The sequence below is a fragment of the Streptomyces sp. NPDC087310 genome (assembly GCF_044744405.1).
In the GTDB taxonomy this organism is placed as follows: Bacteria; Actinomycetota; Actinomycetes; order Streptomycetales; family Streptomycetaceae; genus Streptomyces.
Window position 1 is genome coordinate 549,198 of record NZ_JBIUYF010000006.1, and the last position, 21,959, is coordinate 571,156.

Here is a 21,959-nt window from a genome sequence, read left to right on the forward strand (position 1 = left end):
AGCGATTCACTGGAAAAGGCGTGGCGCCGTCCGTCCGCACCGGAGCCACGGCCGATACTCCGCGACGCCTCTCACGCGCACCTCACGCACGCAGGTATTTCATCAATCCCCGTTCTAGGGAGAGTACGAAGATGCCGCGTCCCGCTGCCCGGATTTCCGCCGGAGGCCACCCCGTCACCTGGATCGGCGCCAATTTCTGGTCGCGTACCGGAGGGCCGCTGATGTGGCGCTCGTACCGTGGCGAGGTGGTCGACGAGGAACTGCGGGTGCTGCGCGACCACGGGCTCAACATGACCCGGTCGTTCTTCTACTGGCCGGACTTCATGCCGGAGCCGGACAGGATCGACGAGCGGCTCTGCGCCCACTACGCGGACTTCCTGGACCGCCACCACGACCTCGGCATGACCACCGTCCCCACCTTCCTCGTGGGCCACATGTCAGGGGAGAACTGGGACCCCGCCTGGCGGGGCGGCCGTGACCTCTACACCGATGTCTGGCTGGTGTCCCGGCAGGCGTGGTTCGCCCGGGAGATGGCGGCCCGCTTCAAGGACCATCCGGCCGTGGCGGGGTGGCTGGTCTCCAACGAGATGCCGATCTACGGACGGGCGGGCGCCGCACGGGAGGAGGTGTACGCCTGGGCCCAGCTCGTCGTGGACGGCGTACGAGCCTCGGGCGCCCGGCAGCCGGTCTCGCTCGGCGACGGCGCCTGGGGCCTGGAGAACTCCGGCCACGACAACGGCTTCCGGCTGCGGGACTGCGCCGCCCTCACCGACTGGCTGGGCCCGCACGTCTACCGGATGGAGGACGACCCCGTCCGCCAGCACTACGCGGCGGCCTGGGTGTGCGAGCTGACCGGCGGTTTCGGACTCCCCGTCGTCCTGGAGGAGTTCGGGCTCACCTCCGACTTCGCGTCAGGACCGCACGCCGCCCGCTACTACCGCCAGGCGCTGCACAACAGCCTGCTGGCCGGTGCCACCGGCTGGATCGCCTGGAACAACACCGACTACGACACCCTGCGCGAACAACCGCCCTACTCGCACCACGCCTTCGAGATGCACTTCGGCCTTACCGACAGCGCGGGCACCCCCAAACCCCAGCTCGAAGAGGTCCACGCCTTTGCCGAACTGCTGGAGCGCGTCGACTTCGGCCACTGCGTCCGGCCCGGCACCGACACCGCGCTGGTGATCTCCTCGTACCTGGACACGCTCTACCCCTTCACCCGGGAGGAGGACCGCTCGTACGTGGAGCGGACCGGGCGGCAGGCATGGATCGCCTCCCGGCTGGCCGACGCCCCCGCGACCGTCGTACGGGAGAGCGACGGCATCGTGGACGGCCACCGGCTCTATCTGCTGCCCTCCACCAAGCAGTTGCTCTCGCCGAGCTGGTACCGGCTGGAGGAGCTGGCCCGCGGCGGCGCGACCGTCTACGTCTCCTACTCGCCCGGCGCCCACGAGGAGCAGCGCGGCCCCTGGTACGCGCATCTCGACCGGCTCTTCGGGGTCCGGCACACCCTGGAGTACGGGCTGGTCGACCCGATCGAGGACGACACCGTCGAACTCACCCTCACCCGGCCCTTCGGCACCCTCGCCGAGGGCGACACCCTCTCCTTCCGTACGGCCGGCACGGCCAGCAGCCGGGTCTTCCTGCCCGTGGAGCCGTACGGCGCCGAGGTGCTGGCCACCGACGGCCGGGGCCGCCCCGCGCTGCTGCTGCGCGAGACCGGCGCGGGCGCCGTGGTGCTGTGCACCTATCCGCTGGAGCACATGGCCTCCGTCACACCGCGTGTCAACCCGGAGCAGACGGTACGGCTGTACGACGCGCTCGCCGCGTACGCGGGGGTGCGCCGCCCGGTGACCGTGGACGACCTGAGGGTGGCGGTCGACCTGCTGGACCACGAGGACGGCCGGCGCTACGTCTGGCTGGTGAGCCAGGGCCGGGAGGAACTGCTGGTCAAGCCCGCCGTCGAGGCCGGGCTGCGGCTGACGGAGCTGGACGGCTCGGCCGCGGACGAGGTCACCCTGGAGCCGTACGGGGTACGGGTGCTGCGGCTGGTCGGGGCAGGCTGAGCGGGGTGGCGGTGGGCTCACTGGGCTCATACAGGTTCGTCGTCCATACTTCCTGCCGTGGAGCAGCGCATAGATCCGAAAATCCAGACCGAGTTCGCCGCGGGGACAGACCCGGCGTACATCCCCGGTCTCGTGGCCCCCTCCCCGCCGAGGCAGGCGGAGACGGACCCCGGGCGGGCCGAGGACGAGAGCGAGGAGACGGCCACCGACGACGACGCGACCGCTCCGGTGACGGCGGAGAAGGGAGAGGAGCAGCCGGAGGAGAAGGAACAGGACGAGCAGGACGAGCAGGACGAGCAGGAAGCGAAGGACGGTAAGGACGGTAAGGCCGAGAAGGCCGAGAAGGCCGGGGCCGACCCGGAGGGCGACACCGCCCCGGAGGACGGGCCCGTCTTCGAGGTCAGCGACCGCCGCGGCTCGATCACCGCGGACCGGGAGGGCGTCCGGTTCCGGCTGGACGACCAGGAGGCCGAGTTCGACTGGGACGAGATCGGCGCGGTCGAGGTCAAGACCCCCCGGTTCGGGCGCCGGTTCACGGTCACGGTCCACATCTCCTCCCGCCGCTGGTTCGACGCCGAGGTGGAGGCGCCGTCCAAGAAGCTCCTCACCGAGTGGGAGGCGGAGCTGGACAAGGTCCTGGACGCCTACTTCGAGGAGTCCTGACCCGCACACCCGCACCTGGTCCCCGACGGCCGCCCGCCCGCACGGGTGGGCGGCCGTTTCCGGGGCGCCGCCGCCCCGGAAGGGCCTCAGCCGGTGAGGACGCGCAGCGGAGCGCCCGCGTGGAACGCCGCGATGTCCTCGGCCGCCTGACCGTAGAACACCTCGTAGGTGGCCTCCGTGACATAGCCGAGGTGCGGGGTCAGGACCGTACGGGGGAGCGTGCGCAGGACGTCGTCGGCGGGCAGCGGCTCCATGTCGTACACGTCGAGGCCCGCCCCGGCGATCCGGCCGTCGCGCACGGCCTCGACCAGGGCGGCGGTGTCGATCAGCGGGCCCCGTGAGGTGTTGACGAGCAGGGCCGTCGGCTTCATCCAGGACAGCTCCGGGGCGCCGATCAGCCCCGTACTGCGCGCACCGAGCTTGTAGTGGACGGTGACGACATCGGCCAGCGAGAACAAGGTCCGCTTGTCGACCGGCTCCACGCCCGCCGCCACGGCCCGCTCCGCGTCCAGATTGCTGCTCCACGCGAGGACCCGCATCCCGAACGCGGCGCCGATCGCGGCGACCCGGGAACCGAGCCGCCCCAGGCCGACGACGCCGAGCGTACGGCCGTGCAGATCGCGGCCGATCGTCGTCTGCCAGCCGCCCTCCCGCATCCCGGCCGACTCCGCGGGGATGTTCCTGGCCAGCGAGAGGATCAGCCCCCAGGTCAGCTCCGCGGTGGCGTGCGGCACCGCCTCCGTACCGCAGACCGTCACCCCGTGCCGCCGGGCCGCCGCCAGATCCACCGACGCGTTCGCCATGCCCGTGGTCACCAGCAGCCGCAGCGCGGGCAGCCGGTCGAACAACTCGGCGGTGAACGGCGTGCGTTCCCGCATGATGACCACCACGTCGAAACCGGCCAGCGCCGCGCTCACCGCGGCCACGCCGGCCAGCGGCTCGTGGAAGAAGACCACCTCGCCGCCGAGCGCGTCCCAATCGGCGAAGCGACGGGCGGCCCGCTGGTAGTCGTCGAGGACGGCGATACGCATGGATGGCTCCTTCACACGGAAACTCGGGCCGGTCCCGGCTCGTACGGGACCACGGGTACGGCGTGCCGGGTACTGGTCGGCAGTCAACACGATGCGCCGGGGCCGCGCCGGACCGGCCGGGCGCCATGGCGGGGCGCTGAGCCCTCCTCCGGTCCGCGCGGAGGAGGAGAATGGCTCCATGAGGGCCGATCGCCTGGTGGCGACGCTGCTGCTCCTCCAGTCGCGTGGACGGGTGACCGCGACCGAGGTGGCGGCGGAACTGGCCGTGTCCGAACGTACGGCGCGCCGCGACCTGGAGGCGCTGGCGACCGCCGGGATCCCCGTCTACCCGCAGCGCGGGCGGGGCGGCGGCTGGGCGCTGGTGGGCGGGGCGCGGACGGACCAGGGCGGGCCGACCGTCGGCGGGCTCCGCGAGCTGTTCCTGCTCACGGACGGGCCCGGTGTGCCGCCCTCCCCGCACAAGGGCGGCACACCGCACCTCAGAGCGCTCGAACGCGCCGTCGTGGACGGGACACAGGTCCGCCTCGGGTACGAGCGGCCCGAGGGGCCGCCCGACGAGCGGATCGTCCATCCGCTGGGCCTCGCGACCAAGGCCGGGGTCCGCTACCTCGTCGCGGGCACCGGCGCCGGCCGGGGCGCGGGCGGCCTGCGGATCTTCCGGCTCGGCCGGGTCACCTCCGTCGAGCCGACCGGCGCCCCTGTCGTCCGCCCGGAGGGGTTCGACCTCGCCACGGTCTGGCGCTCCCTCGCCTCGACGGTGGAGGAGCGGATGCGCGCGGCGACCGTACGGGCCAGGGCCGAGCGCGGCGCCGAGGCCGCCCTGCGCGCGCTGTTCGCCGGGCGGCTGCGGCTCGGCGGACCGCTGGCCCACGGCTGGATGGCGTTCGAGGTCGACGGCCCGTCGCCGGAGGCCCTGGCCGCGCAACTGGCCGGGCTGGGCGCCAGGATCGAGATCCTCGCGCCCCAGGAGGCCCGGGAACACCTGGCGCGCCTCGCCGCCGAACTCGCCGCGCTCTACGGGCCGCCGACCGCGCCCCGCGCCGGGTGACGGCGGACCGCACCAGGTAACGAGTCGATTTCCCGGGTTAATTTCCGCGCACAAGGGGTTGGCGGGGGAGTGATGCCTGGCTATCGTTCACGCACTTCACCCAATCGTTCAGCGGAACGAATCAATGCGAAGGGTGTCCGGTACATGTCCGACACTTACCGACGAACGGCCCCCGGGGCGGCAGGCCGGGCCGGGAACGCCGGGGCAGCCGGACCGCCCCGGCGCTCACTGCTCACCGCCGCGGCGGCCGGCGGCGCGGCCCTCGGCGCCTCCTGGCTGCTCACCGGCTGCTCCGGCGGCGCCGGATCCGGTACCGCGACGGGCGCCGTACCCGACGCCGCGCCCGCAGGACGGCCCGACCGCGGCGGCACCCTGCGCATCGCCAGGCCGCCCGCCTCCGAGGCCGAGACCCTGGACCCGGCGAGCGCGCTCTCCGCGTACGAATACCTCGGCGCCCTCTACAACCGGCTCGTCCGGGTCGGCCCCGACGGGCTGCTCGCCCCCGACCTCGCCGAGTCCTGGGAACCGGACGACCAGGCCCGTACCTGGACCTTCCGGCTCCGCCGCGGCCTCACCTTCCACGACGGCCGCGCCTTCACCTCCGCCGACGCCGCCTACACCCTGCGCCACATCCTCGACGCCGCGACCGCCTCGCCGCAGGCCGCCGTCCTCGCCCCGCTCATCGACCCGAAGACGCTGCGCACCCCCGACGCGCACACCCTCGTCGTCCCGCTGAAGACCCCGAACGCCGAGTTCCCCAGCCTGCTGACGCACTACAACTGCTATGTCATCCCCGACGGCAGCGCCCGCTCCATCGGCCGTACCGGCATCGGCACAGGCCCCTTCAAGCTGACGTCCTTCACCGCCGCCGGACCCGGCCGCGTCACGGCCTCCGCCGAGCACTGGGCCGGCCGGCCCGTCCTCGACGCCATCGAGTTCTACTCCGTCGCCGACATGCAGGCCCGCTCGAACGCCCTGCTCGCCGGGCAGGTCGACCTGCTCTCCCAGACCAATCTGGACTTCGCCACCGCCCGGGTCGTCGCCGCCTCCGACCGGGCCACCATCGCCCGCGTCAAGGACGCCCAGTGGTACGTCCTGCCGATGCTCACCACCGAGAAGCCCTTCACCGACGTCCGCGTCCGCCAGGCGATGAAGCTCGCCTACGACCCCGAGCACGTCCTCAAGGTCGCCCTCCAGGGCGCCGGCACCCTCGGCTGGGACAACCCCGTACCGCCCAGCGACCCCAACCACCTCGCCGACCACCCCGTCCACGACCCGGAGAAGGCCCGGCACCTCCTCAGGAAGGCGGGCCAGGAACGGCTGGCGGTCGACCTCTACACCTCGTCCTACGACCCGATCTTCACGCCCATGGCCCTCGCCTACCAGGAGTCCGCGAAGCGGGCCGGCATCCGGATCAGGGTCAAGACCGCGTCGGCGGACTCGTACTACACCCAGATCTGGATGAAGAAGCCGCTCATGGCCACCTACTGGTTCACCGGCCGCCCCGTCGACCAGCTCCTCAACCAGGTCTTCCGCGGCGGCTCCGGCTACAACGAGACCGCCTGGTCGGACAAGGCGTTCGACGCGCTCCTCGACCGGGCCAGGCGCGAGACCGACGACGCGCGCAGGCGCGAACTGTACGGCGAGGCCCAGACCTTCGTCATCGACCGGGGCGGGGCGATGACCCCGATGTTCGCGGACCGGCTCGTCGGCATCTCCCGCGCCGTGCGCGGCTACGCCGAGCACGGCTTCGAGTTCGACTACCTCGGCATCGGCCTGAAGGGAGCCTGAGACCACCGTGTTCACCTTCGTGGCCCGCCGCGTCGTCACCGCGATCGGCACCCTCCTGCTCTCCTCCGTCCTCGTCTTCCTCGCCGTCCAGGCGCTGCCCGGCGATGTCGCCACCCAGGTCCTCGGCAAGGACGCCACCCCCTCCGCCGTCGCCGCGCTGCGCGACAAGCTCCATCTCGACCAGCCCGCCTGGGAGCGCTACCTCGCCTGGGTCAAGGGCGCCGTCCAGGGCGACTTCGGCAGCTCGCTCGTCTCCGGCAAGGCCGTGGGCGGCGAGGTCGCGCAGTACCTCGGCAACTCCCTGCTGATCGCCGCCGTCACCGTCCTCTTCGCCGTCACCGGCTCCCTCGTCCTCGGCGTCGTCGCCGGGTACTACCGCGACCGCTGGCCCGACCACCTCATCTCCACGGTCAGCCTGGTCGGGATGAGCGTCCCCGAGTTCGTCGTGGCGACCGTCCTCGTCCTCGCCTTCTCCGTCGCCCTCCCGCTCTTCCCCGCGGTCGTGCTCTACGGGCCCGGCGCCACCACCGGACAACTGCTGCCCGCGGTCTGGCTGCCCGCCGCCTCGCTCGCCGTCGTGATGGCCGCGTACATCGTGCGCATGGCCCGCACCTCCGTGATCGACGTGATGGCGAGCGAGTACGTCACCACCGCCCGCCTCAAGGGCCTCTCCTCCTGGCGCGTGGTCACCCGGCACGCCCTTCCCGGCGCCCTGCTGCCCACGCTCCATGTGATCGCCCTCAACGTGGCCTGGCTGCTCGGCGGTGTCGCCGTCGTCGAGAACGTCTTCAACTACCCGGGCATCGGCAAGCTGATGCTCTCCTCCGTGCAGAACCGCGACCTGCCCGTCCTCCAGGCCATCGCCCTCATCAGCGCGGTCGGGTACGTCCTGTGCAACCTCGCCGCCGACCTCGGCGCGATGGCCCTGAACCCCAAGCTCCGTACCCGCGGCGGGAGGACTCGATGAGTGAGGACCCGATGAGTTCCGTGAGTTCCCCGAAGCCCGCGGGCCCTGTGAGTTCCGCGCAGCCCGCGGGCTCCGTGAGTTCCGCGCAGCCGCCCGTGCCGGCGGACGCGCCGCCCGTACGACCGGGCTTCGCGGCCCGCGCCTGGCGGACCGTACGCTCCTCCCGCGCCGCCTCCATCGGCCTCGCCGTCGTCGCCGTCCATGTGGCCGTCGCCCTGCTCGCCCCGCTCCTCACCTCGTACGCGCCCACCGTGGGCGACTCCTCGCGCGCCCTGCTCGGACCGGGCGCTGACCACTGGGCCGGCACCGACCAGTACGGGCGCGACGTCCTCACCCGCGTGCTGTACGGCGGGCGGTACGCGCTCGGCGTCTCCGTCGCCGCGACCCTGCTGACCGTCGCCCTCGGCACCGTCCTCGGCTGCGCCACGGCCCTGCGCGGCGGCCGGCTGGACGACGCGCTGATGCGGGTGCTGGACGCCGTGCTCTCCGTCCCGTCGATCCTCGCCCTGCTCGTCATCGTCACCGCGCTCGGCTCGGGCCCGGGCGTCATCGTGCTGGCCGTCGCCGTCGTCTACGTACCGCAGGTGGTACGGGTCGTGCGCGGCGCGGCCCTCGCCGTCGTCCCCGCGGACTACGTCACCGCCGCGCGCGCCCGCGGCGAGTCGACCTGGGCGATCCTGCGCCGCGAGGTGCTGCCCAACATCACCGACGTGGTGTGCGTCGAGTTCGCCATGCGCGCCTCCTGGGTCGTGCTGCTGATCAGCTCCCTGTCCTTCCTCGGCTTCGGCGCCAACCCGCCCACCCCCGACTGGGGCCTGATGGTCGCGGAGAACCGCACCGCCATCACCGTCGTACCGATGGCCAGCCTCGCCCCGATCATCGCCCTGGCCACCCTCGTGGTCGGGCTCAACCTCGCCGCCGACGGCCTGTCCAAGGCGTGGGGCGTCGACCGGATCCGGGAGGGTTCCTGATGACCACGCACGCGACCGGCGGCGCCACCGCCCGTACGACCGACCGGGGCGCCGCGCTGGTCTCGGTGACCGGCCTCCACGTCGCCTACCGCTCCGGCGGCGGCGTTGACGTACCTGTCGTCCACGACGTCACCCTCGACGTCCTGCCCGGCCGGACCCTCGCCCTGGTCGGCGAGTCCGGCAGCGGCAAGTCCACCGTCGCCGCCACGCTCCTGGGCCACCTGCGCCACGGGTCCCGGATCACCGCGGGCACCGTACGCGTCGACGGACAGGACGTCTTCGCGCTGCCGGCCCGGGAACTGCGCCGGCTGCGCGGCGGTACGGTCGCGATGGTCGCCCAGAACGCGGGCCACGCGCTCACCCCCTCCATGCGCGTCGGCCGGCAGGTCGCCGAGGCGCTGCGCGAGGAGGACGCCGCCCGCCACTCGGTGGCGGACCTCCTCGAACAGGTCCGGCTGCCGCGCGCCGCCGACCTCGCCCGCCGCTATCCGCACGAACTCTCCGGCGGACAGCAGCAGCGCGTCGCCATCGCCATGGCCATCGCCGCCCGGCCCCGGGTCCTGGTCCTGGACGAACCGACGACCGGCCTGGACGTCGTCACCCAGCGCGGGGTCCTCGACCTGATCGGCGCCCTGCGCGACGAACTCGGCCTCGCCGCCGTTCTGGTCAGCCACGACCTCGGCGTGGTCGCGCACATGGCCGACCAGGTCACCGTGTTGCGCGCGGGCCGCGTCGTGGAGAGCGCGCCCACGCACCGGCTCTTCGGCGAGCCCGCCCAGCCGTACACGCGCCGGCTGCTCGCCGCCGTCCCGCGCCTCGCGGACGACGGCCTGGCGCTGGTCGGCGAGGACGGCACCCGGGAGATCCGCCCCCGGGCCGTGCTGCCCGCCGACGCCCCCGAGGCCGTCGCCGTACGGGACGTCACCATCGACTACGGGGCCGCCCGCGCCGTCCACGGCGTCTCGTTCCGGGTACGGCGCGGCGAGATCGTGGCGCTCGTCGGGGAGTCCGGCAGCGGCAAGTCCACGCTCGCGTGGTCGCTGGCCGGGCTGCGCGCCCCGTCCGGCGGCACGATGACGGCGGCCGGCGGCGAGGACGGCCCGCGTGATGGGGGCCCGGGTGACGGAGGCCAGGGCGACGGGGACCTCACCGCGCCGTCCCGCAGGCGCCCCCGCGACCTGCGCCGCAAGATCCAGCTCGTCTTCCAGAACGCCGACACCTCGCTCAACCCCCGCCGCTCGGTGGGCGACGCGGTACGCCGCCCGCTGCGCGTCTTCGGTACGGCGACCTCCCGCGCGGACGCGGCGGTACGGGCCCGCCGCCTCATCGCCGACGTACACCTTCCCCCGGAGTTCGCCGACCGGCTGCCCGCGCAGCTCTCCGGCGGCCAGCGGCAGCGGATCGGCATCGCGCGGGCGCTGGCGGGCGAGCCCGACGTGCTCATCGCGGACGAGATCACCACCGCGCTCGACGTCTCCGTCCAGGCCGAGGTCCTGCGGCTCCTGGACGACCTGCGCCGGGAGCGCCGGCTGGCCTGTCTCTTCATCAGCCACGACCTGGCGGTGGTCCGCGGCATCGCGGACCGGGTCCTGGTGCTGCGGCACGGCGTGGTGGTGGAGGAGGGCCCCACGGACGCGGTGTTCACGGCGCCGGCCCACCCGTACACGCGCCGTCTCATGGCCGCCGCGCTGGAGCCCGACCCGGAGGCGGAGCGGCCGGAGGTGCCGGAGGAGGAGTGGCAGGACGCGGCGTCCGGGGACGAGGTCTGGACGGAGATCACCAGCCGCCACCGCATCCGCCGCTGGCGCCCGGCGGACGCCTGACCCGGGGGCCGGGCCCCCCGGGGCCCGGCCCTCACAGCCAGAGAGACAAGAGGTGAACACCCATGCGGTACCGCGAGACGTACGACCGGCGCATCCACACCGAGGACGTCTGGATCCCCACCCGGGACGGCACCCGGCTGCACGCCCGGATCTGGCGGCCCGTCGACGCGGTCGCCGATCCCGTACCCGCCCTGCTGGAGTACCTGCCGTACCGCAAGAGCGACTGGACCGCGCCCCGGGACGCCCAGCGCCACCCCTGGTACGCCGGGCACGGCTACGCGTCCGTACGGGTCGATCTGCGCGGCAGCGGGGACTCCGAGGGCGTCATGCTCGACGAGTACACCGAGACCGAGCTGGCCGACGGCGTCGACGTCGTCAACTGGCTGGCCGCGCAGGACTGGTGCACCGGCAAGGTCGGCATGTTCGGGATCTCCTGGGGCGGTTTCAACTCCCTGCAGATCGCCGCCCTGCGCCCCGAACCGCTCAAGGCGATCGTCACCGTCTGCTCCACCGACGACCGCTACGACAACGACGTCCACTACATGGGCGGCGCCGTCCTCGGGATCGACATGCTCGCCTGGGCCGGCACGATGCTCGCGTTCACCGCCCGGCCGCCGGACCCCGCGCAGGTCGGCGCCGACCGCTGGCTGCCCCTGTGGCGCGAACGGCTCGACGCGATCACCCCGTACCTCCACACCTGGCTGGACCACCAGGAGCGGGACGACTACTGGCGCCACGGCAGCGTCTGCGAGGACTACTCCGCCATCGACGCCGCCGTCCTCGCGGTCGGCGGCTGGGCCGATCCGTACCGGGACACCGTGCTGCGGCTCGTCGAGCGGCTGGACGCGCCGGTACGCGGACTGATCGGCCCCTGGTCGCACCAGTACCCCGACCGGGGCCTGCCGCCGGGACCGGCCATCGGCTTCCTCCAGGAGACGCTGCGCTGGTGGGACCAGCACCTCAAGGGCGCCGACACCGGGGTCATGGCCGAGCCCGCCCTGCGCGCCTGGATCAACGACCCCGTCCCGCCCGCCACCTCGTACGCGACGATGCCGGGCCGCTGGGTCGGCGACGACTCCTGGCCGTCACCCGCCGTCACCTGGGAGGAACGCCCCCTCGGTGACGCCGGGGCGGCCCCCGTGATTGTGCGCTCGCCGCACCACACCGGGCTCGACGCGGGCCGCTTCTTCCCCTTCGGCAACCCCACCGACCTGCCGCCCGACCAGCGGGAGGAGGACGGCCGCTCCGTCTGCTTCGACTCCCCGCCGCTGACCGCGCGCACCGAGATCCTCGGCCGGCCCCGGGTCCGGCTGCGGCTCGACTCCGCCACCCCGCGCGCCCATGTCATCGCCCGGGTCTGCGATGTCGCGCCCGACGGCTCGTCCACCCTCGTCACCCGGGGCGTGCTCAACCTGCTCTCCCGCCACGGCCGGGACCGGGCGGACGCGTGGGTGCCCGGCACCTTCGAGGACGTGGAGTTCGAACTGAACGCCACCGGCTACGCCTTCCCGCCGGGCCACCGCGTCCGCGTCGCCGTCTCCGACACGTACTGGCCGTGGGTCTGGCCGCACGGCGAGCGCGGGGCCCTGACCGTGCTCCCCGGCGAGAGCGCCGTCCTGCTGCCCGTACGGGACCCGGCGTACGACGCGGGCCGCGCCCCGATCAGCTTCGAGGAGCCGGAGCAGGCCGTGCCGCTCGCGGTGACCGTCGACGCGCCGGACCCGGCCGCCCCGCCGCGCCCCGAGCGGGTCGTACGGCACGATGTCGCCACCGGCGAGTGGACCCTGGAGGTCGACCCGAACTACGGCGGGTCCAGGACCTACCCGGACGGTCTGCGGTACGAGGAGAGCGCCCGCGAGGTCTACCGTATCCGTGCCGATGATCCCCTGTCGGCCGTGGCGGCCTCCCGGTGGACGATCCGGCTGCGGCGCCCGGACGGCTGGGACGCCTACCTCACGACCAGTACGGAACTACGCGCCACGGCAACGGAGTTCATCATGGACAGCACCCTCGTAGCGCGGGCGAACGGAGAGACAGTGGCCGAGCGGTCATGGCACAGGACCACCCCCAGGACATCCGGATGACGGGCAGAACGCCACGGCGGGCCGTCGCCGCCGCCAGCCGGACCCGCCAGCCGACCGAGGTACGCCGCCGCCTCATCGCGGAGGCGGCGGTGCCGCTCATCGCGGAGCGCGGCTCGGCGGCCGTCGGGGTACGGGACGTCGCGGCGGCGGCCGGGGTGTCGGTCGGCACGGTGACGTACCACTTCGAGAGCGTGCAGGAAGTGCTCTCCGAGGCGATGGTGCTGCACATCGAGCGCTACTACGCCGCGCTCAGCGCCTCCGCGGACCAGGCGACCCGGGCGGCGGAGGGGCTGCGGCTGCTGATCGACGCGCTCTTCACCGACCACACCGACCGGCACTGGCGCATGTGGTTCGACTACTGGAACGCGGGCGACCGGGACCAGGCGTTCGCGCGCGGCCAGGCGGCGCGGTACGAGAGCTGGCACGGCGAGATCCGCGCCCTGGTCGAACGAGGCCGGGACGAGGGGGACTTCACCTGCGAGGACCCGGCCGACTTCGCCGTGCGCTTCGCCGCGCTCGCCGACGGACTCGCGCTCCAGCGGCTGCGCCAGTCCCCGCCGCTCACCACACCGGACGCACGCCGCCATCTCTACCGGCTGGTCGAGGTGGAGCTGGAGCGGGGGTCCTGACACCGCCGTCGTCGTCGTGGCGGTCGGGCCGGGGGCTCAGAGCGCGGGTTCCGCGGCGGCCTCGGCCACCGGCTCGGACCTCCGCGCCCGGTACGCCATCCACGCGGCGACCAGCGCGCCCGACACGTTGTGCCACACCGAGAACACGGCGGCGGGCAGCGCGGCCAGCGGGCTGAAGTGCGCGGTCGCCAGCGAGGCGGCGAGCCCGGAGTTCTGCATGCCGACCTCGAAGGCCATGGCCCGGCTCGCGGGCGCGCCGAGCCCGGCCAGCTTGCCCGCGCCGTAACCGAGCGCCAGCCCGAGGCCGTTGTGCAGGACGACGGCGACGAACACCAGCAGGGCCGCGGACTTGATCGCGGCGGAGCTGCCCGCCACCACGACCGCGACGATCACGGCGATCGTCGCCGCCGACAGCCAGGGCAGCGCCCCCAGCATCCGGTCGACGTACCGGCCCGCCAGCAACCGGACCGCCAGCCCCGCGAGGACTGGCAGCAGCACGGTCTTCAGAATGTCGGTGACCATCGAGCCCGCGTCGACCGGCAGGAACTCGCCCGCCAGCAGCAGCGTCAGCGGCGGGGTCACCAGCGGCGCCAGCACCGTCGAGACGGTGGCGACCGAGACCGAGAGCGCCACGTCGCCCCGCGCGAGATACGTCACCACGTTCGACGCGGTCCCGCTCGGCGCACAGCCGACCAGGATCACGCCCGCCGCCAACTGGGGCGGCAGATCGAGGGCGTTGGCGATCAGCCAGCCGAGCCCCGGCATGATCACGTAGTGCGCGACCAGGCCGAGCCCGACCGCCCACGGCCGCCTGGCCACCCCTTCGAAGTCCTTCGGCGTCATGGTCAGCCCCATGGCGAACATGACGACGCCCAGCAGGTACGGCACCGATACCGACCAGCCGGCGAAGGTGCCCGGGGTCAGCAGCCCCAGGGCGCCCGCGGCGAGTACGAGGACGGGGAAGACGGTGACCGCGCGCCGCGCCGCCCGGTCGGTGGCGTCGGCGGCGCCGGTGACCGGCGGGGCCGGGGCGGCCGGGGCCTCGGAGGTGGTTTCGGTGGGGGAGTCTGGTTCGGATCGCACGGCGCGATGCAACGCCTCGGCGCCGCCCCGCGCAACACCGTCTCGCCATGTGGTCAGGAATGACCACGGAGCGGGACGGTATCGGGGGTGACGGCCGGTCCGTACCGGCGGTCAGGTGTACTGGTTGGCGGGCTCCCAGGGCTGGGTCAGGGGGGCGGTGTGGTGCCAGTGGCTGACGATGCCGTTCCAGTCGGTCTGGGTCGCCGTGGAGCTGTCCCACGAGGGGGTGTGGGTCGAGATCTGCTGCCAGGTGATGTCGTCGTTGTTCCGCGGGTACGGCACCGCGTGCCCCGGGGCCGCGCCGGGGGCGTGGCCGCCCAGCTCCGTCTGGGTGACGGCGTCGAGACGCCGGTGCCGGCCGGCCCGGTCCTCGTGCGGCGTGGGCTGGTTGAGCCGGCCCTCGGCGGAGAGCCGCTGGGCCCGGGCGACGAGATGGGCCAGTTCGAGGCCGAACTCCGAGGCCAGCGCGGTCAGATCGAGCCCGGTGTGCCAGCCGCCCACCAGGACCGCGTCCAGCGCGGCCGACCAGGCGGAGTCGGCGACCGGCACGGTGGCGGTCGGGGTGTGCGCGGAGAGCGGGGTCTGGGTGGGCGGCGGCGGGACCGTCTGGTCGGCGGCCTGGTACTCCGTCGGGTGCGGGCCGAACCCGGTGGCCGAGGGCCCGGCCGGGGATTCGGCGGGCGCGGGGCCCGCCGTCTGGTGGTCGTCGGGCGACACGGTGAGGAGGTGCTTGGCGACGGTGCGGGCGTCGTCCTTGCCGACGGTGCGCCGGGCGATCCGTACCTCGCGCTCGTTGAGTCCGAGGAGGTTCGCGACGGCGCAGTCGCTCCCGACGGTCACGGCGAACGCCGCGAGCATCCGGGTCCGCCCGGCCTGCGCCTCGTCGAGAATGCCCTGCGCTTCCCGGACCTGGTCGTCACTGCCGCAGAATGCCGCCGCCAGCACGGAGTGACGCTCCCACAACTCTCTGGGTTCCATGACGTGATCAACGGCCATTGGCATCTTATGGGTCGATTTGCCGCTATAGATCACTACATCGAGTGGTATTTGGTTCAACCACTTATCCCGGGCCGGTCCGGAGCCGAAAAGCGGCCCCGGACCACCCCCCTGCGGTACGGCCTCGGGCCAGGTCAGGCGAAGGCGCCGCTGTACGCGTTCAGGGCGGGCTGGCCGCCCAGATGGGCGTAGAGCACCGTCGAGTCCTTGCCGATCTCGCCCGTACGGATCAGATCCATCAGCCCGGCCATCGACTTGCCCTCGTACACCGGGTCGATGATCATCCCCTCCAGGCTTCCGGTGAGCCGGATGGCGTCCATCGTGGACTCGACGGGGACGCCGTAGTAGTCGCCCGCCCAGCCGTCGAGCACGCTGATCTCTTCGTCGCGCAGCTCGCGCCCGAGACCGATCAGCTCCGCCGTGTGGCGGGCGATCCGCTCCACCTGGTCCCGGGTCTCCTCGATCCTGGCGGACGCGTCGATCCCGATGACCCGCCGGGGCCGGTCCTGCCCGGCGAACCCGGCGATCATCCCGGCGTGCGTGGAGCCCGTGACGCTGCACACGACGATCGTGTCGAAGAAGACGCCGTGCTCGGCCTCCTGGCGCTCCACCTCGTACGCCCAGTTGGCGAACCCGAGGCCGCCGAGCCGGTGTTCCGAGGCGCCGGCCGGGATCGCGTACGGCGTACCGCCCTCGGCGCGGACCTCGTCCAGCGCCTGCTGCCAGGAGTCCTTGATGCCGATCCCGAAGCCCGCCGAGTCGAGCCGGACATCGGCTCCCATGATGCGGGAGAGCAGGATGTTGCCCACCTTGTCGTTCACGGAGTCGGGCCAGTCGACCCACTTCTCCTGGACGAGCCGGGCCTTCAGCCCGAGATGGGCGGCGACGGCGGCCACCTGGCGGGTGTGGTTGGACTGGTATCCGCCGATCGAGACCAGGGTGTCCGCGCCCTGCTCCAGGATGTCGGGGACGATGTACTCCAGCTTGCGGGTCTTGTTGCCGCCGTACGCGAGCCCGGAGTTGCAGTCCTCGCGCTTGGCCCAGACGGCCGCGCCGCCCAGATGGCTGCTCAGGCGCTCCAGCTTGTGGATCGGGCTCGGGCCGAAGAGCAGCGGATAGCGTGCGAAATCCTCGATCGCCACGGGGGTGTTCCTCTCGCTCGGACTGGGGTGGGGCGTGGGGTGGGTGTGCGGGACGGGCGGGGTGCGGGTGCCGTCGTAGGGGGTGCCGACGTACGGGGGTGCCGTCGTACGGAGGTCGCTCAGCGGGCGAGGACCAGGCCGTGACCGCCGGACACGAACGGGGAGGCGGGGTCCTCGTCGGCGAGGGTCATCCAGGTCGTGTGCGCGACGGCCGCGGCGGTGGCCGCGTCCCCCGCCGCGCAGGCGTCGATCATCCGGTCGTGCAGGGCTACGGAGCCGAGGCCGGCCTCGGAGGAGAAGCGCACCCGTTCGATGCGGCGCAGCAGCGGCGTGTACTGGTCGAGCACATCCGTGACGACGGTGTTGGACGCGGCCGTCACACAGATCCGGTGCAGCGCGTCGTCGGCCGCCAGCGCGCCCGTCACGTCGCCCCGCTCCAGCGCCGCCGCGAACGCCTCGTTCTCCGCCCGCATCGCCTCGATGTCCGCCGGGGCGAGTACGGGGACGGCGAGCCGTACGGCCAGCTCGTGCAGGGCCGCCACCACCGGCTGGGCGTCCTGGACCGCCCTGGCGTCGAGCGCGCTCACCCGGGTCGACCGGCCGGGCTTGCTGACCACCAGGCCGCTGCGCTCCAGCCGCATCAGGGCCTCGCGGATCGGCGTACGGCTCACCCCGATCCACCGCTCCAGCTCGCTCTCCCGGAGCTGCTCGTCGGGCCGGAGCGTGCCGTCGACGATGGCGTCCCGCAGGGCGGTGAAGGCGCGGTCCCGCAGCAGGACCCGGGAGGTGAGCGAGGTATCGGGAATCGGCATGCAATATATTGCATGCGGCGAAGGGGGGTGCTGTCAAGAGCGGTGTGGTTCAGGACGGCCGCTGGTCCGTACCCGGCTGTCCGCCCGGGGCGGTCGCGGGGGGCCAGACCCCGGGGGCGAGGACGCCCGTCACATAGGCGCGCGCGACCAGCGCCGCCCGGTTGCCGACGCCCCAGCGCCGGGAGATCCGGCCCAGGTGGTAGGTGACGCCGTCGACGGTCAGCCCGACCGCCCGCGCGATCTGCGCCGTCGTACGGCCGCCCGCCACGAGCGCGAGGATCCGTGCCTCGGTCGCACTGGCCCCGCCGCCCCGTACATCCGGCGCGACGGGATCCGGGCGGGCGGCGGCGCGCTCCCCGCCCACCCGCAGCACGAGCAGCAGGACGGGGTGGGCGGCCGGGTTGTCGGCGAGCAGGTCGATCGTCAGCTCTCCGTACCGTTCGACGCCCCCGGCGGCGGACCAGGACACCTCGACGGGATAGCGCGACCTGCGGCCGTGCCGTACCGCCTCCGCGACGGCGTGGAACCGGTCCGTGCCCGGCGTGCGGAAGAGGGCCAGCGCGCTGAGCCCCCGCAGCCGGCCGGGCAGCTCGCCCCACTCCGCGGCCATCGCCGGATTGGCCATCAGCACGTCCCCGTTCGGGGAACAGAGCGCGATCGGCACGGGAAGGCGGTCGAAGAGCAGAAAGGTCCGGTTGCGCCAGGCGACCGCGTCACCTTCCCACTCCATGGGCTCCTGCCCGTGCGTCACCGCGCCGCACCTTTCTCACAACCCGACGGCCGGAGCAACCCCGTCCCGTGATCCGACACTACATAAACATGTAGGGGCGGAGCGGTCCAACGCGGCCGGGCCGGGCCAGGGTTGAAGGAGCCGCCGCAGGCTCTCCGGCACCGGCCGGGAGCCCGCTCCACATCAGCGGAAGGTGATCCCGCACATGACCGAGACCGTGCTCCCGACCAGGACCGCAGCCCCCGACAGCGCCGCGACCGCCGCGGCCCCCGGGACTCTCGATCCCGCCCTCGACCCCGTTCCCGTCGACGATGTCTCGGAGGGCTTCGCGGGCGCCCTCCCCGTCCATGTGCAGATGGAACTGCTGCGCCGCCACGGCCCGCTCGTCGTGCAGCGCAGGTACGGGCGGGACCTCGTCATGGCGGGCGGCGTCGATGTCGTCACGGAGCTGGCCGACGAGCGGCGGTTCGCCAAGTACGTCGGGGCCGCGCTGGAGAACGTCAGGGAGTTCGCCGCCGACGGACTGTTCACGGCGTACAACGACGAGCCCAACTGGGCCAAGGCGCACGACATCCTGATGCCCGCCTTCTCCCTCGGCTCGATGCGCACCTACCACCCGGTGATGCTGAAGGTCGCCCACCGGGTGACCGGCGCCTGGGACCGGCACGCCGCCGCGGGAACCCCGGTCGACGTCGCCGACGACATGACCCGGATGACCCTCGACACCATAGGGCTGAGCGGATTCGGCTTCGACTTCGGCTCGTTCGAGCGGGACGGTACGCACCCCTTCGTGGACGCCATGGTGCGCTGCCTGGACTGGTCCATGAACCGGCTGCTGCGCGCGCCCGACGCCGACCACAGCGCGGCGGACGCGGCGTTCCGCGCCGACGCCGCCCATCTCGCCTCGGTGGTCGACGAGGTCATCGCGGCGCGCACCGACGCCGGGGGAGCCGACGGGCAGGAGACACCAGGGGACCACGAGTCCCAAGGAGCCCAGGAGGCCCAGGACCTGCTGGGGCTGATGCTCACCGCGCCCCACCCCTCCGACGGCACCACCCTCTCCCTGGAGAACATCCGCAACCAGATCATCACCTTCCTGATCGCCGGTCACGAGACCACCTCGGGCGCGCTCTCCTTCGCCCTCTACCACCTGCTCAAGGACCCGACCGTGCTCCGCCTGGTCCAGAGCGAGGTGGACGAGCTGTGGGGGGACACCCCCGACCCCGAGCCCACGTACGAGGACGTCGGCCGGCTCCGCTACACCCGCCAGGTCCTCAACGAGGCGCTGCGGCTGTGGCCCACGGCCCCCGGCTTCCAGCGGCAGGCGCGCGAGGACACCGTCCTCGCCGGACGGCTGCCGCTGCGCGCGGGGGAGGGCGTCCTCGTCGTCGTACCGATGCTGCACCGCGACCCCGCGGTGTGGGGCGACAACCCGGAGCTGTTCGACCCCGCCCGCTTCTCCCCGGAGGCCGAGGCGGCCCGTTCCCCGCACGCGTACAAGCCGTTCGGCATCGGTGAACGGGCCTGCATCGGGCGGCAGTTTGCCCTGCACGAGGCCACGATGCTGCTCGGGATGCTCGTGCACCGCTACCGGCTGATCGACCAAGACGACTACCGGCTCACCCTGAAGCAGTCACTGACCATCAAGCCCGACGGCTTCACCCTCACCCCCGTACGGCGCACCCCCGCCGACCGGGCGGCGGGCCGCGCGGCCCTGCCCGCCGGTTCCGCGGGCGCGACCGGCCCGAGCGGCGCCACGGGCGAGGGGCACGGCCCGGCGCGGGAGACGGAACTTCCCGTACGGGTCCGGCAGGGCACCGGCGTGCTCCTGCTGCACGGCACCAACTACGGCACCTGCCGGGACTTCGCCGGACAGCTCGCCACCGTCGCCGACGGCCTCGGCTGCGCCACCGACGTCGCGCCGCTCGACGCGCACACCGCCGCCCTCCCCACCGACCGGCCCGTCGTCATCGTCGCCGCCTCCTACAACGGACAGCCCACCGACGACGCGGCGGCCTTCCTCCGCTGGCTGGAGCAGGCGGAACCCGGCGCCGCCGAAGGGGTCCGCTACGCCGTTCTCGGCGTCGGCGACCGCAACTGGGCCGCCACCTACCAGCGCGTCCCCACGCTCATCGACGACCGGCTCGCCGTGCTCGGCGCGACCCGGCTCACGGCGCGCGCCGAGGCCGACGCCTCCGGCGATCTGACCGGGGCCGTCGACGCCTTCGGCGAGGCGCTGCGCACCGTACTCCTGGAGCACCACGGCGACCCCGAGGCCACCGGGGGCGCCGCGCGGACGGCCGCCGACGACGCCCCCGCCTACACCGTCACCGAGGTCACCGGCGGCCCCCTCGACCCCCTGACCGCCCGCCACGGACTGGTCCCGATGACGGTCACGGAGACCGGGTCCCTCACGGACCCGGCGCATCCCCGGGTCAAGCGGTTCGTCCGGCTGGCCCTGCCCGACGGTGTCACCTACCGCACCGCGGACCATCTCACCGTCCTCCCCGCCAACGCCCCCGGCCTGGTCGACCGCGCCGCCGCGCTGCTCGGCGCCGACCCCGGCACCGTTCTGAACATCGTCGCCAACCGACCCGTGCGGGGCGGGATCACCGTCGACCGGCCGCTGACCGTACGGGAACTCCTCACCCGCCACGTCGAACTCCAGGACCGCCCCACCGCCGCCCACCTGGCCACCCTGGCCGCGCTCAACCCGTGCCCGCCCGAGCGGGCGGCGCTGCGCGCGCTCGCGGACGACGAGGACGCGCGGGCCGCCGACCACCGCACCCTGCTCGACCTGATCGAGGACCACCCCGCCCTGCGGGAGACCCTCACCTGGCCGGTGCTGCTGGAACTGCTGCCGCCGCTGCGGCCCCGCACCTACTCCCTCTCCTCCTCGCCGTCGACGAGCCCGCACCACGCCGACCTGATGGTCTCGCTCCTGGACGCCCCCGCCCGGTCGGGGCGCGGCGGCCACCGCGGCGTCGGCTCCGGGTATCTCGCCTCGCTGCGGCCGGGGGAGACCGTGCTCGCCCGGGTCCAGCCGTGCCGGGAGGCGTTCCGCGTCCCGCACGACGGGACGACCCCGGTCATCATGATCGCCGCCGGTACCGGTCTCGCGCCCTTCCGCGGCGTCATCGCCGAGCGGCGCGCTCTCGCGGAGGGCGGCGCCCGACTCGCCCCCGCGCTCTGCTACTTCGGCTGCGACAGCCAGGACGCCGACTACCTGCACGCCGACGAACTGCGTGCGGCGGAACAGGCCGGGGCGGTCAGCATGCGCCCCGCCTTCAGCCACACCCCGGTCGGCGGCCGGCGCTTCGTCCAGCACCGCATCGCGGACGAGGCGGACGAGGTGTGGGCCCTGCTGACCGCAGGCGCCCGTGTCCGGGTCTGCGGCGACGGGTCCCGGATGGCGCCCGGGGTCCGGAACACCCTGCGCGAGCTGTACGTACGGCACACCCCCGGCGCCGACGAGAGCGCGGCCCAGCAGTGGCTCCAGGAACTCACCGCCCAGGGCCGCTACGCCGAGGACGTCCACACCGGCTGACACCCCCGCCGTCGGCCGGACGTGTCCGTCGAGTCAGCCGGGTCAGCCGGATCGGCCGGATCAGTCGAGCAGGCTGCCCAGTCTGCCTTCCAGCAGCACCAGCAACTCGCCGAGCGAATCGGCGAGTTGGCTGTGGCTCCCGGCGTCGAGGCCGTCCAGCAGGGACGCGTCGTACGCCACCTGCTCGGGCAGCAGCCGGTCGAGCAGGCGGCGTCCCTCCTCCGTCAGGGAGAGATGGGTGACCCGGCGGTCCCGGTCGTCGAGGCGCCGGGCGATCAGTTCCCGGCCCTCCAACTGCCGCAGCCGCTTGGTGACGGCCGCGCCCGACGCGAAGGTCTCGCGGGCGATCCGGCCGGGGGTCAGCTCCCGGTCCGTCCTGCGCAGCGCCCCCAGGATGTCGAACTCCGGGCGGGTCAGCCCCTCCCGCCGCAGCGGCGCGTCGGCGGCCTGCTGGAGCAGTGCGGCACAGCGGTTGAGGCGTCCGATCACCGCCATCGGCGCGGTGTCCAGACCGGGCATCACCTGCTCCCACTGCCGCATCACCCCCGCGACGGCGTCCTCGGTGTTCTCGGCCAC

The 21,959-nt window shown here is 73.5% G+C and carries 17 protein-coding genes; 10 read left to right on the forward strand and 7 right to left on the reverse strand.

The window, feature by feature from the left end; translation table 11 throughout:
- Nucleotides 1-131: 131 nt before the first annotated feature.
- Complete coding sequence (locus ACIO3P_RS25295; protein WP_329825731.1) at nucleotides 132-2,066, forward strand: cellulase family glycosylhydrolase; 1,935 nt, start codon at nucleotides 132-134, stop codon at nucleotides 2,064-2,066.
- A 57-nt stretch (nucleotides 2,067-2,123) separates the two neighbouring features.
- Nucleotides 2,124-2,729 (forward strand): hypothetical protein, encoded by a 606-nt coding sequence (locus ACIO3P_RS25300; protein ID WP_401852428.1) that lies wholly within the window; start codon nucleotides 2,124-2,126, stop codon nucleotides 2,727-2,729.
- 86 nt (nucleotides 2,730-2,815) lie between these two features.
- On the opposite strand, the gene ACIO3P_RS25305 is transcribed toward ACIO3P_RS25300, so the two are convergent.
- On the reverse strand, nucleotides 2,816-3,760 hold the full coding sequence (locus tag ACIO3P_RS25305) for a D-2-hydroxyacid dehydrogenase family protein (protein ID WP_329825733.1): 945 nt from the start codon (nucleotides 3,758-3,760) through the stop codon (nucleotides 2,816-2,818).
- Nucleotides 3,761-3,938: 178 nt separating this feature from the next.
- Here ACIO3P_RS25305 and ACIO3P_RS25310 point away from each other — a divergent pair, with 178 nt between their 5' ends.
- The 7 genes from ACIO3P_RS25310 to ACIO3P_RS25340 all read left to right on the forward strand — a co-directional run bounded on the left by ACIO3P_RS25310 (nucleotide 3,939) and on the right by ACIO3P_RS25340 (nucleotide 13,073).
- Nucleotides 3,939-4,808 (forward strand): helix-turn-helix transcriptional regulator, encoded by an 870-nt coding sequence (locus ACIO3P_RS25310; protein WP_401852431.1) that lies wholly within the window; start codon nucleotides 3,939-3,941, stop codon nucleotides 4,806-4,808.
- A gap of 144 nt (nucleotides 4,809-4,952) precedes the next feature.
- Nucleotides 4,953-6,599: an ABC transporter substrate-binding protein gene (locus ACIO3P_RS25315; RefSeq protein ID WP_401852432.1), complete on the forward strand. Its 1,647-nt coding sequence runs from the start codon at nucleotides 4,953-4,955 to the stop codon at nucleotides 6,597-6,599.
- Nucleotides 6,600-6,606: 7 nt separating this feature from the next.
- Nucleotides 6,607-7,566 carry an ABC transporter permease gene (locus ACIO3P_RS25320; RefSeq protein ID WP_329825739.1) on the forward strand — a complete coding sequence of 320 codons (960 nt, stop codon included), beginning with the start codon at nucleotides 6,607-6,609 and terminating at the stop codon, nucleotides 7,564-7,566.
- Nucleotides 7,563-8,537 (forward strand): ABC transporter permease, encoded by a 975-nt coding sequence (locus tag ACIO3P_RS25325; RefSeq protein WP_401852435.1) that lies wholly within the window; start codon nucleotides 7,563-7,565, stop codon nucleotides 8,535-8,537. Before ACIO3P_RS25320 ends, ACIO3P_RS25325 begins: the two co-directional genes overlap by 4 nt.
- On the forward strand, nucleotides 8,537-10,360 hold the full coding sequence (locus ACIO3P_RS25330; RefSeq protein WP_401852437.1) for a dipeptide ABC transporter ATP-binding protein: 1,824 nt from the start codon (nucleotides 8,537-8,539) through the stop codon (nucleotides 10,358-10,360). Before ACIO3P_RS25325 ends, ACIO3P_RS25330 begins: the two co-directional genes overlap by 1 nt.
- Before the next feature lie 62 nt (nucleotides 10,361-10,422).
- Nucleotides 10,423-12,444 (forward strand): CocE/NonD family hydrolase, encoded by a 2,022-nt coding sequence (locus ACIO3P_RS25335; RefSeq protein WP_329825741.1) that lies wholly within the window; start codon nucleotides 10,423-10,425, stop codon nucleotides 12,442-12,444.
- A complete protein-coding gene (locus ACIO3P_RS25340) occupies nucleotides 12,441-13,073 on the forward strand; it encodes a TetR/AcrR family transcriptional regulator (RefSeq protein ID WP_401852439.1) in 633 nt (210 codons plus the stop codon). The genes ACIO3P_RS25335 and ACIO3P_RS25340 overlap by 4 nt, the downstream gene beginning before the upstream one ends.
- Nucleotides 13,074-13,109: 36 nt before the next feature.
- Here the strand turns inward: ACIO3P_RS25340 and ACIO3P_RS25345 are convergent, their stop codons facing one another.
- The 5 genes from ACIO3P_RS25345 to ACIO3P_RS25365 form a co-directional block, all read right to left on the reverse strand.
- Nucleotides 13,110-14,156, reverse strand: coding sequence for a bile acid:sodium symporter family protein (locus ACIO3P_RS25345; protein ID WP_329825744.1), 1,047 nt, complete (start codon nucleotides 14,154-14,156; stop codon nucleotides 13,110-13,112).
- Nucleotides 14,157-14,267: 111 nt separating this feature from the next.
- Nucleotides 14,268-15,134 (reverse strand): hypothetical protein, encoded by an 867-nt coding sequence (locus ACIO3P_RS25350; protein WP_329825746.1) that lies wholly within the window; start codon nucleotides 15,132-15,134, stop codon nucleotides 14,268-14,270.
- A 152-nt stretch (nucleotides 15,135-15,286) separates the two neighbouring features.
- Nucleotides 15,287-16,294, reverse strand: a complete 1,008-nt coding sequence (locus ACIO3P_RS25355; RefSeq protein WP_329825747.1) for a 1-aminocyclopropane-1-carboxylate deaminase — start codon at nucleotides 16,292-16,294, stop codon at nucleotides 15,287-15,289.
- Nucleotides 16,295-16,413: 119 nt separating this feature from the next.
- Nucleotides 16,414-17,106, reverse strand: a complete 693-nt coding sequence (locus ACIO3P_RS25360; RefSeq protein WP_329825748.1) for a GntR family transcriptional regulator — start codon at nucleotides 17,104-17,106, stop codon at nucleotides 16,414-16,416.
- 49 nt (nucleotides 17,107-17,155) lie between these two features.
- Nucleotides 17,156-17,857, reverse strand: a complete 702-nt coding sequence (locus ACIO3P_RS25365; RefSeq protein ID WP_401852442.1) for a helix-turn-helix transcriptional regulator — start codon at nucleotides 17,855-17,857, stop codon at nucleotides 17,156-17,158.
- Nucleotides 17,858-18,041: 184 nt separating this feature from the next.
- Here ACIO3P_RS25365 and ACIO3P_RS25370 point away from each other — a divergent pair, with 184 nt between their 5' ends.
- Nucleotides 18,042-21,383, forward strand: a complete 3,342-nt coding sequence (locus ACIO3P_RS25370) for a cytochrome P450 (RefSeq protein WP_401852444.1) — start codon at nucleotides 18,042-18,044, stop codon at nucleotides 21,381-21,383.
- A gap of 60 nt (nucleotides 21,384-21,443) precedes the next feature.
- Here ACIO3P_RS25370 and ACIO3P_RS25375 read toward each other — a convergent pair whose 3' ends face one another.
- The gene (locus ACIO3P_RS25375) at nucleotides 21,444-21,923 is read right to left on the reverse strand and encodes a MarR family transcriptional regulator (protein WP_329825862.1); all 480 of its coding nucleotides are present in this window, start codon (nucleotides 21,921-21,923) and stop codon (nucleotides 21,444-21,446) included.
- Nucleotides 21,924-21,959: the final 36 nt, after the last annotated feature.

Bases quoted from the DNA above. Each gene is read 5' to 3' on its own strand.
- ACIO3P_RS25295 (WP_329825731.1), top strand. From the start codon at position 132: ATGCCGCGTCCCGCTGCCCGGATTTCCGCCGGAGGCCACCCCGTCACC.
- ACIO3P_RS25305 (WP_329825733.1), bottom strand. From the start codon at position 3,760: ATGCGTATCGCCGTCCTCGACGACTACCAGCGGGCCGCCCGTCGCTTC.
- ACIO3P_RS25310 (WP_401852431.1), top strand. From the start codon at position 3,939: ATGAGGGCCGATCGCCTGGTGGCGACGCTGCTGCTCCTCCAGTCGCGT.
- ACIO3P_RS25315 (WP_401852432.1), top strand. From the start codon at position 4,953: ATGTCCGACACTTACCGACGAACGGCCCCCGGGGCGGCAGGCCGGGCC.
- ACIO3P_RS25325 (WP_401852435.1), top strand. From the start codon at position 7,563: ATGAGTGAGGACCCGATGAGTTCCGTGAGTTCCCCGAAGCCCGCGGGC.
- ACIO3P_RS25330 (WP_401852437.1), top strand. From the start codon at position 8,537: ATGACCACGCACGCGACCGGCGGCGCCACCGCCCGTACGACCGACCGG.
- ACIO3P_RS25335 (WP_329825741.1), top strand. From the start codon at position 10,423: ATGCGGTACCGCGAGACGTACGACCGGCGCATCCACACCGAGGACGTC.
- ACIO3P_RS25340 (WP_401852439.1), top strand. From the start codon at position 12,441: ATGACGGGCAGAACGCCACGGCGGGCCGTCGCCGCCGCCAGCCGGACC.
- ACIO3P_RS25350 (WP_329825746.1), bottom strand. From the start codon at position 15,134: ATGGAACCCAGAGAGTTGTGGGAGCGTCACTCCGTGCTGGCGGCGGCA.
- ACIO3P_RS25360 (WP_329825748.1), bottom strand. From the start codon at position 17,106: ATGCCGATTCCCGATACCTCGCTCACCTCCCGGGTCCTGCTGCGGGAC.
- ACIO3P_RS25370 (WP_401852444.1), top strand. From the start codon at position 18,042: ATGACCGAGACCGTGCTCCCGACCAGGACCGCAGCCCCCGACAGCGCC.
- ACIO3P_RS25375 (WP_329825862.1), bottom strand. From the start codon at position 21,923: ATGCGGCAGTGGGAGCAGGTGATGCCCGGTCTGGACACCGCGCCGATG.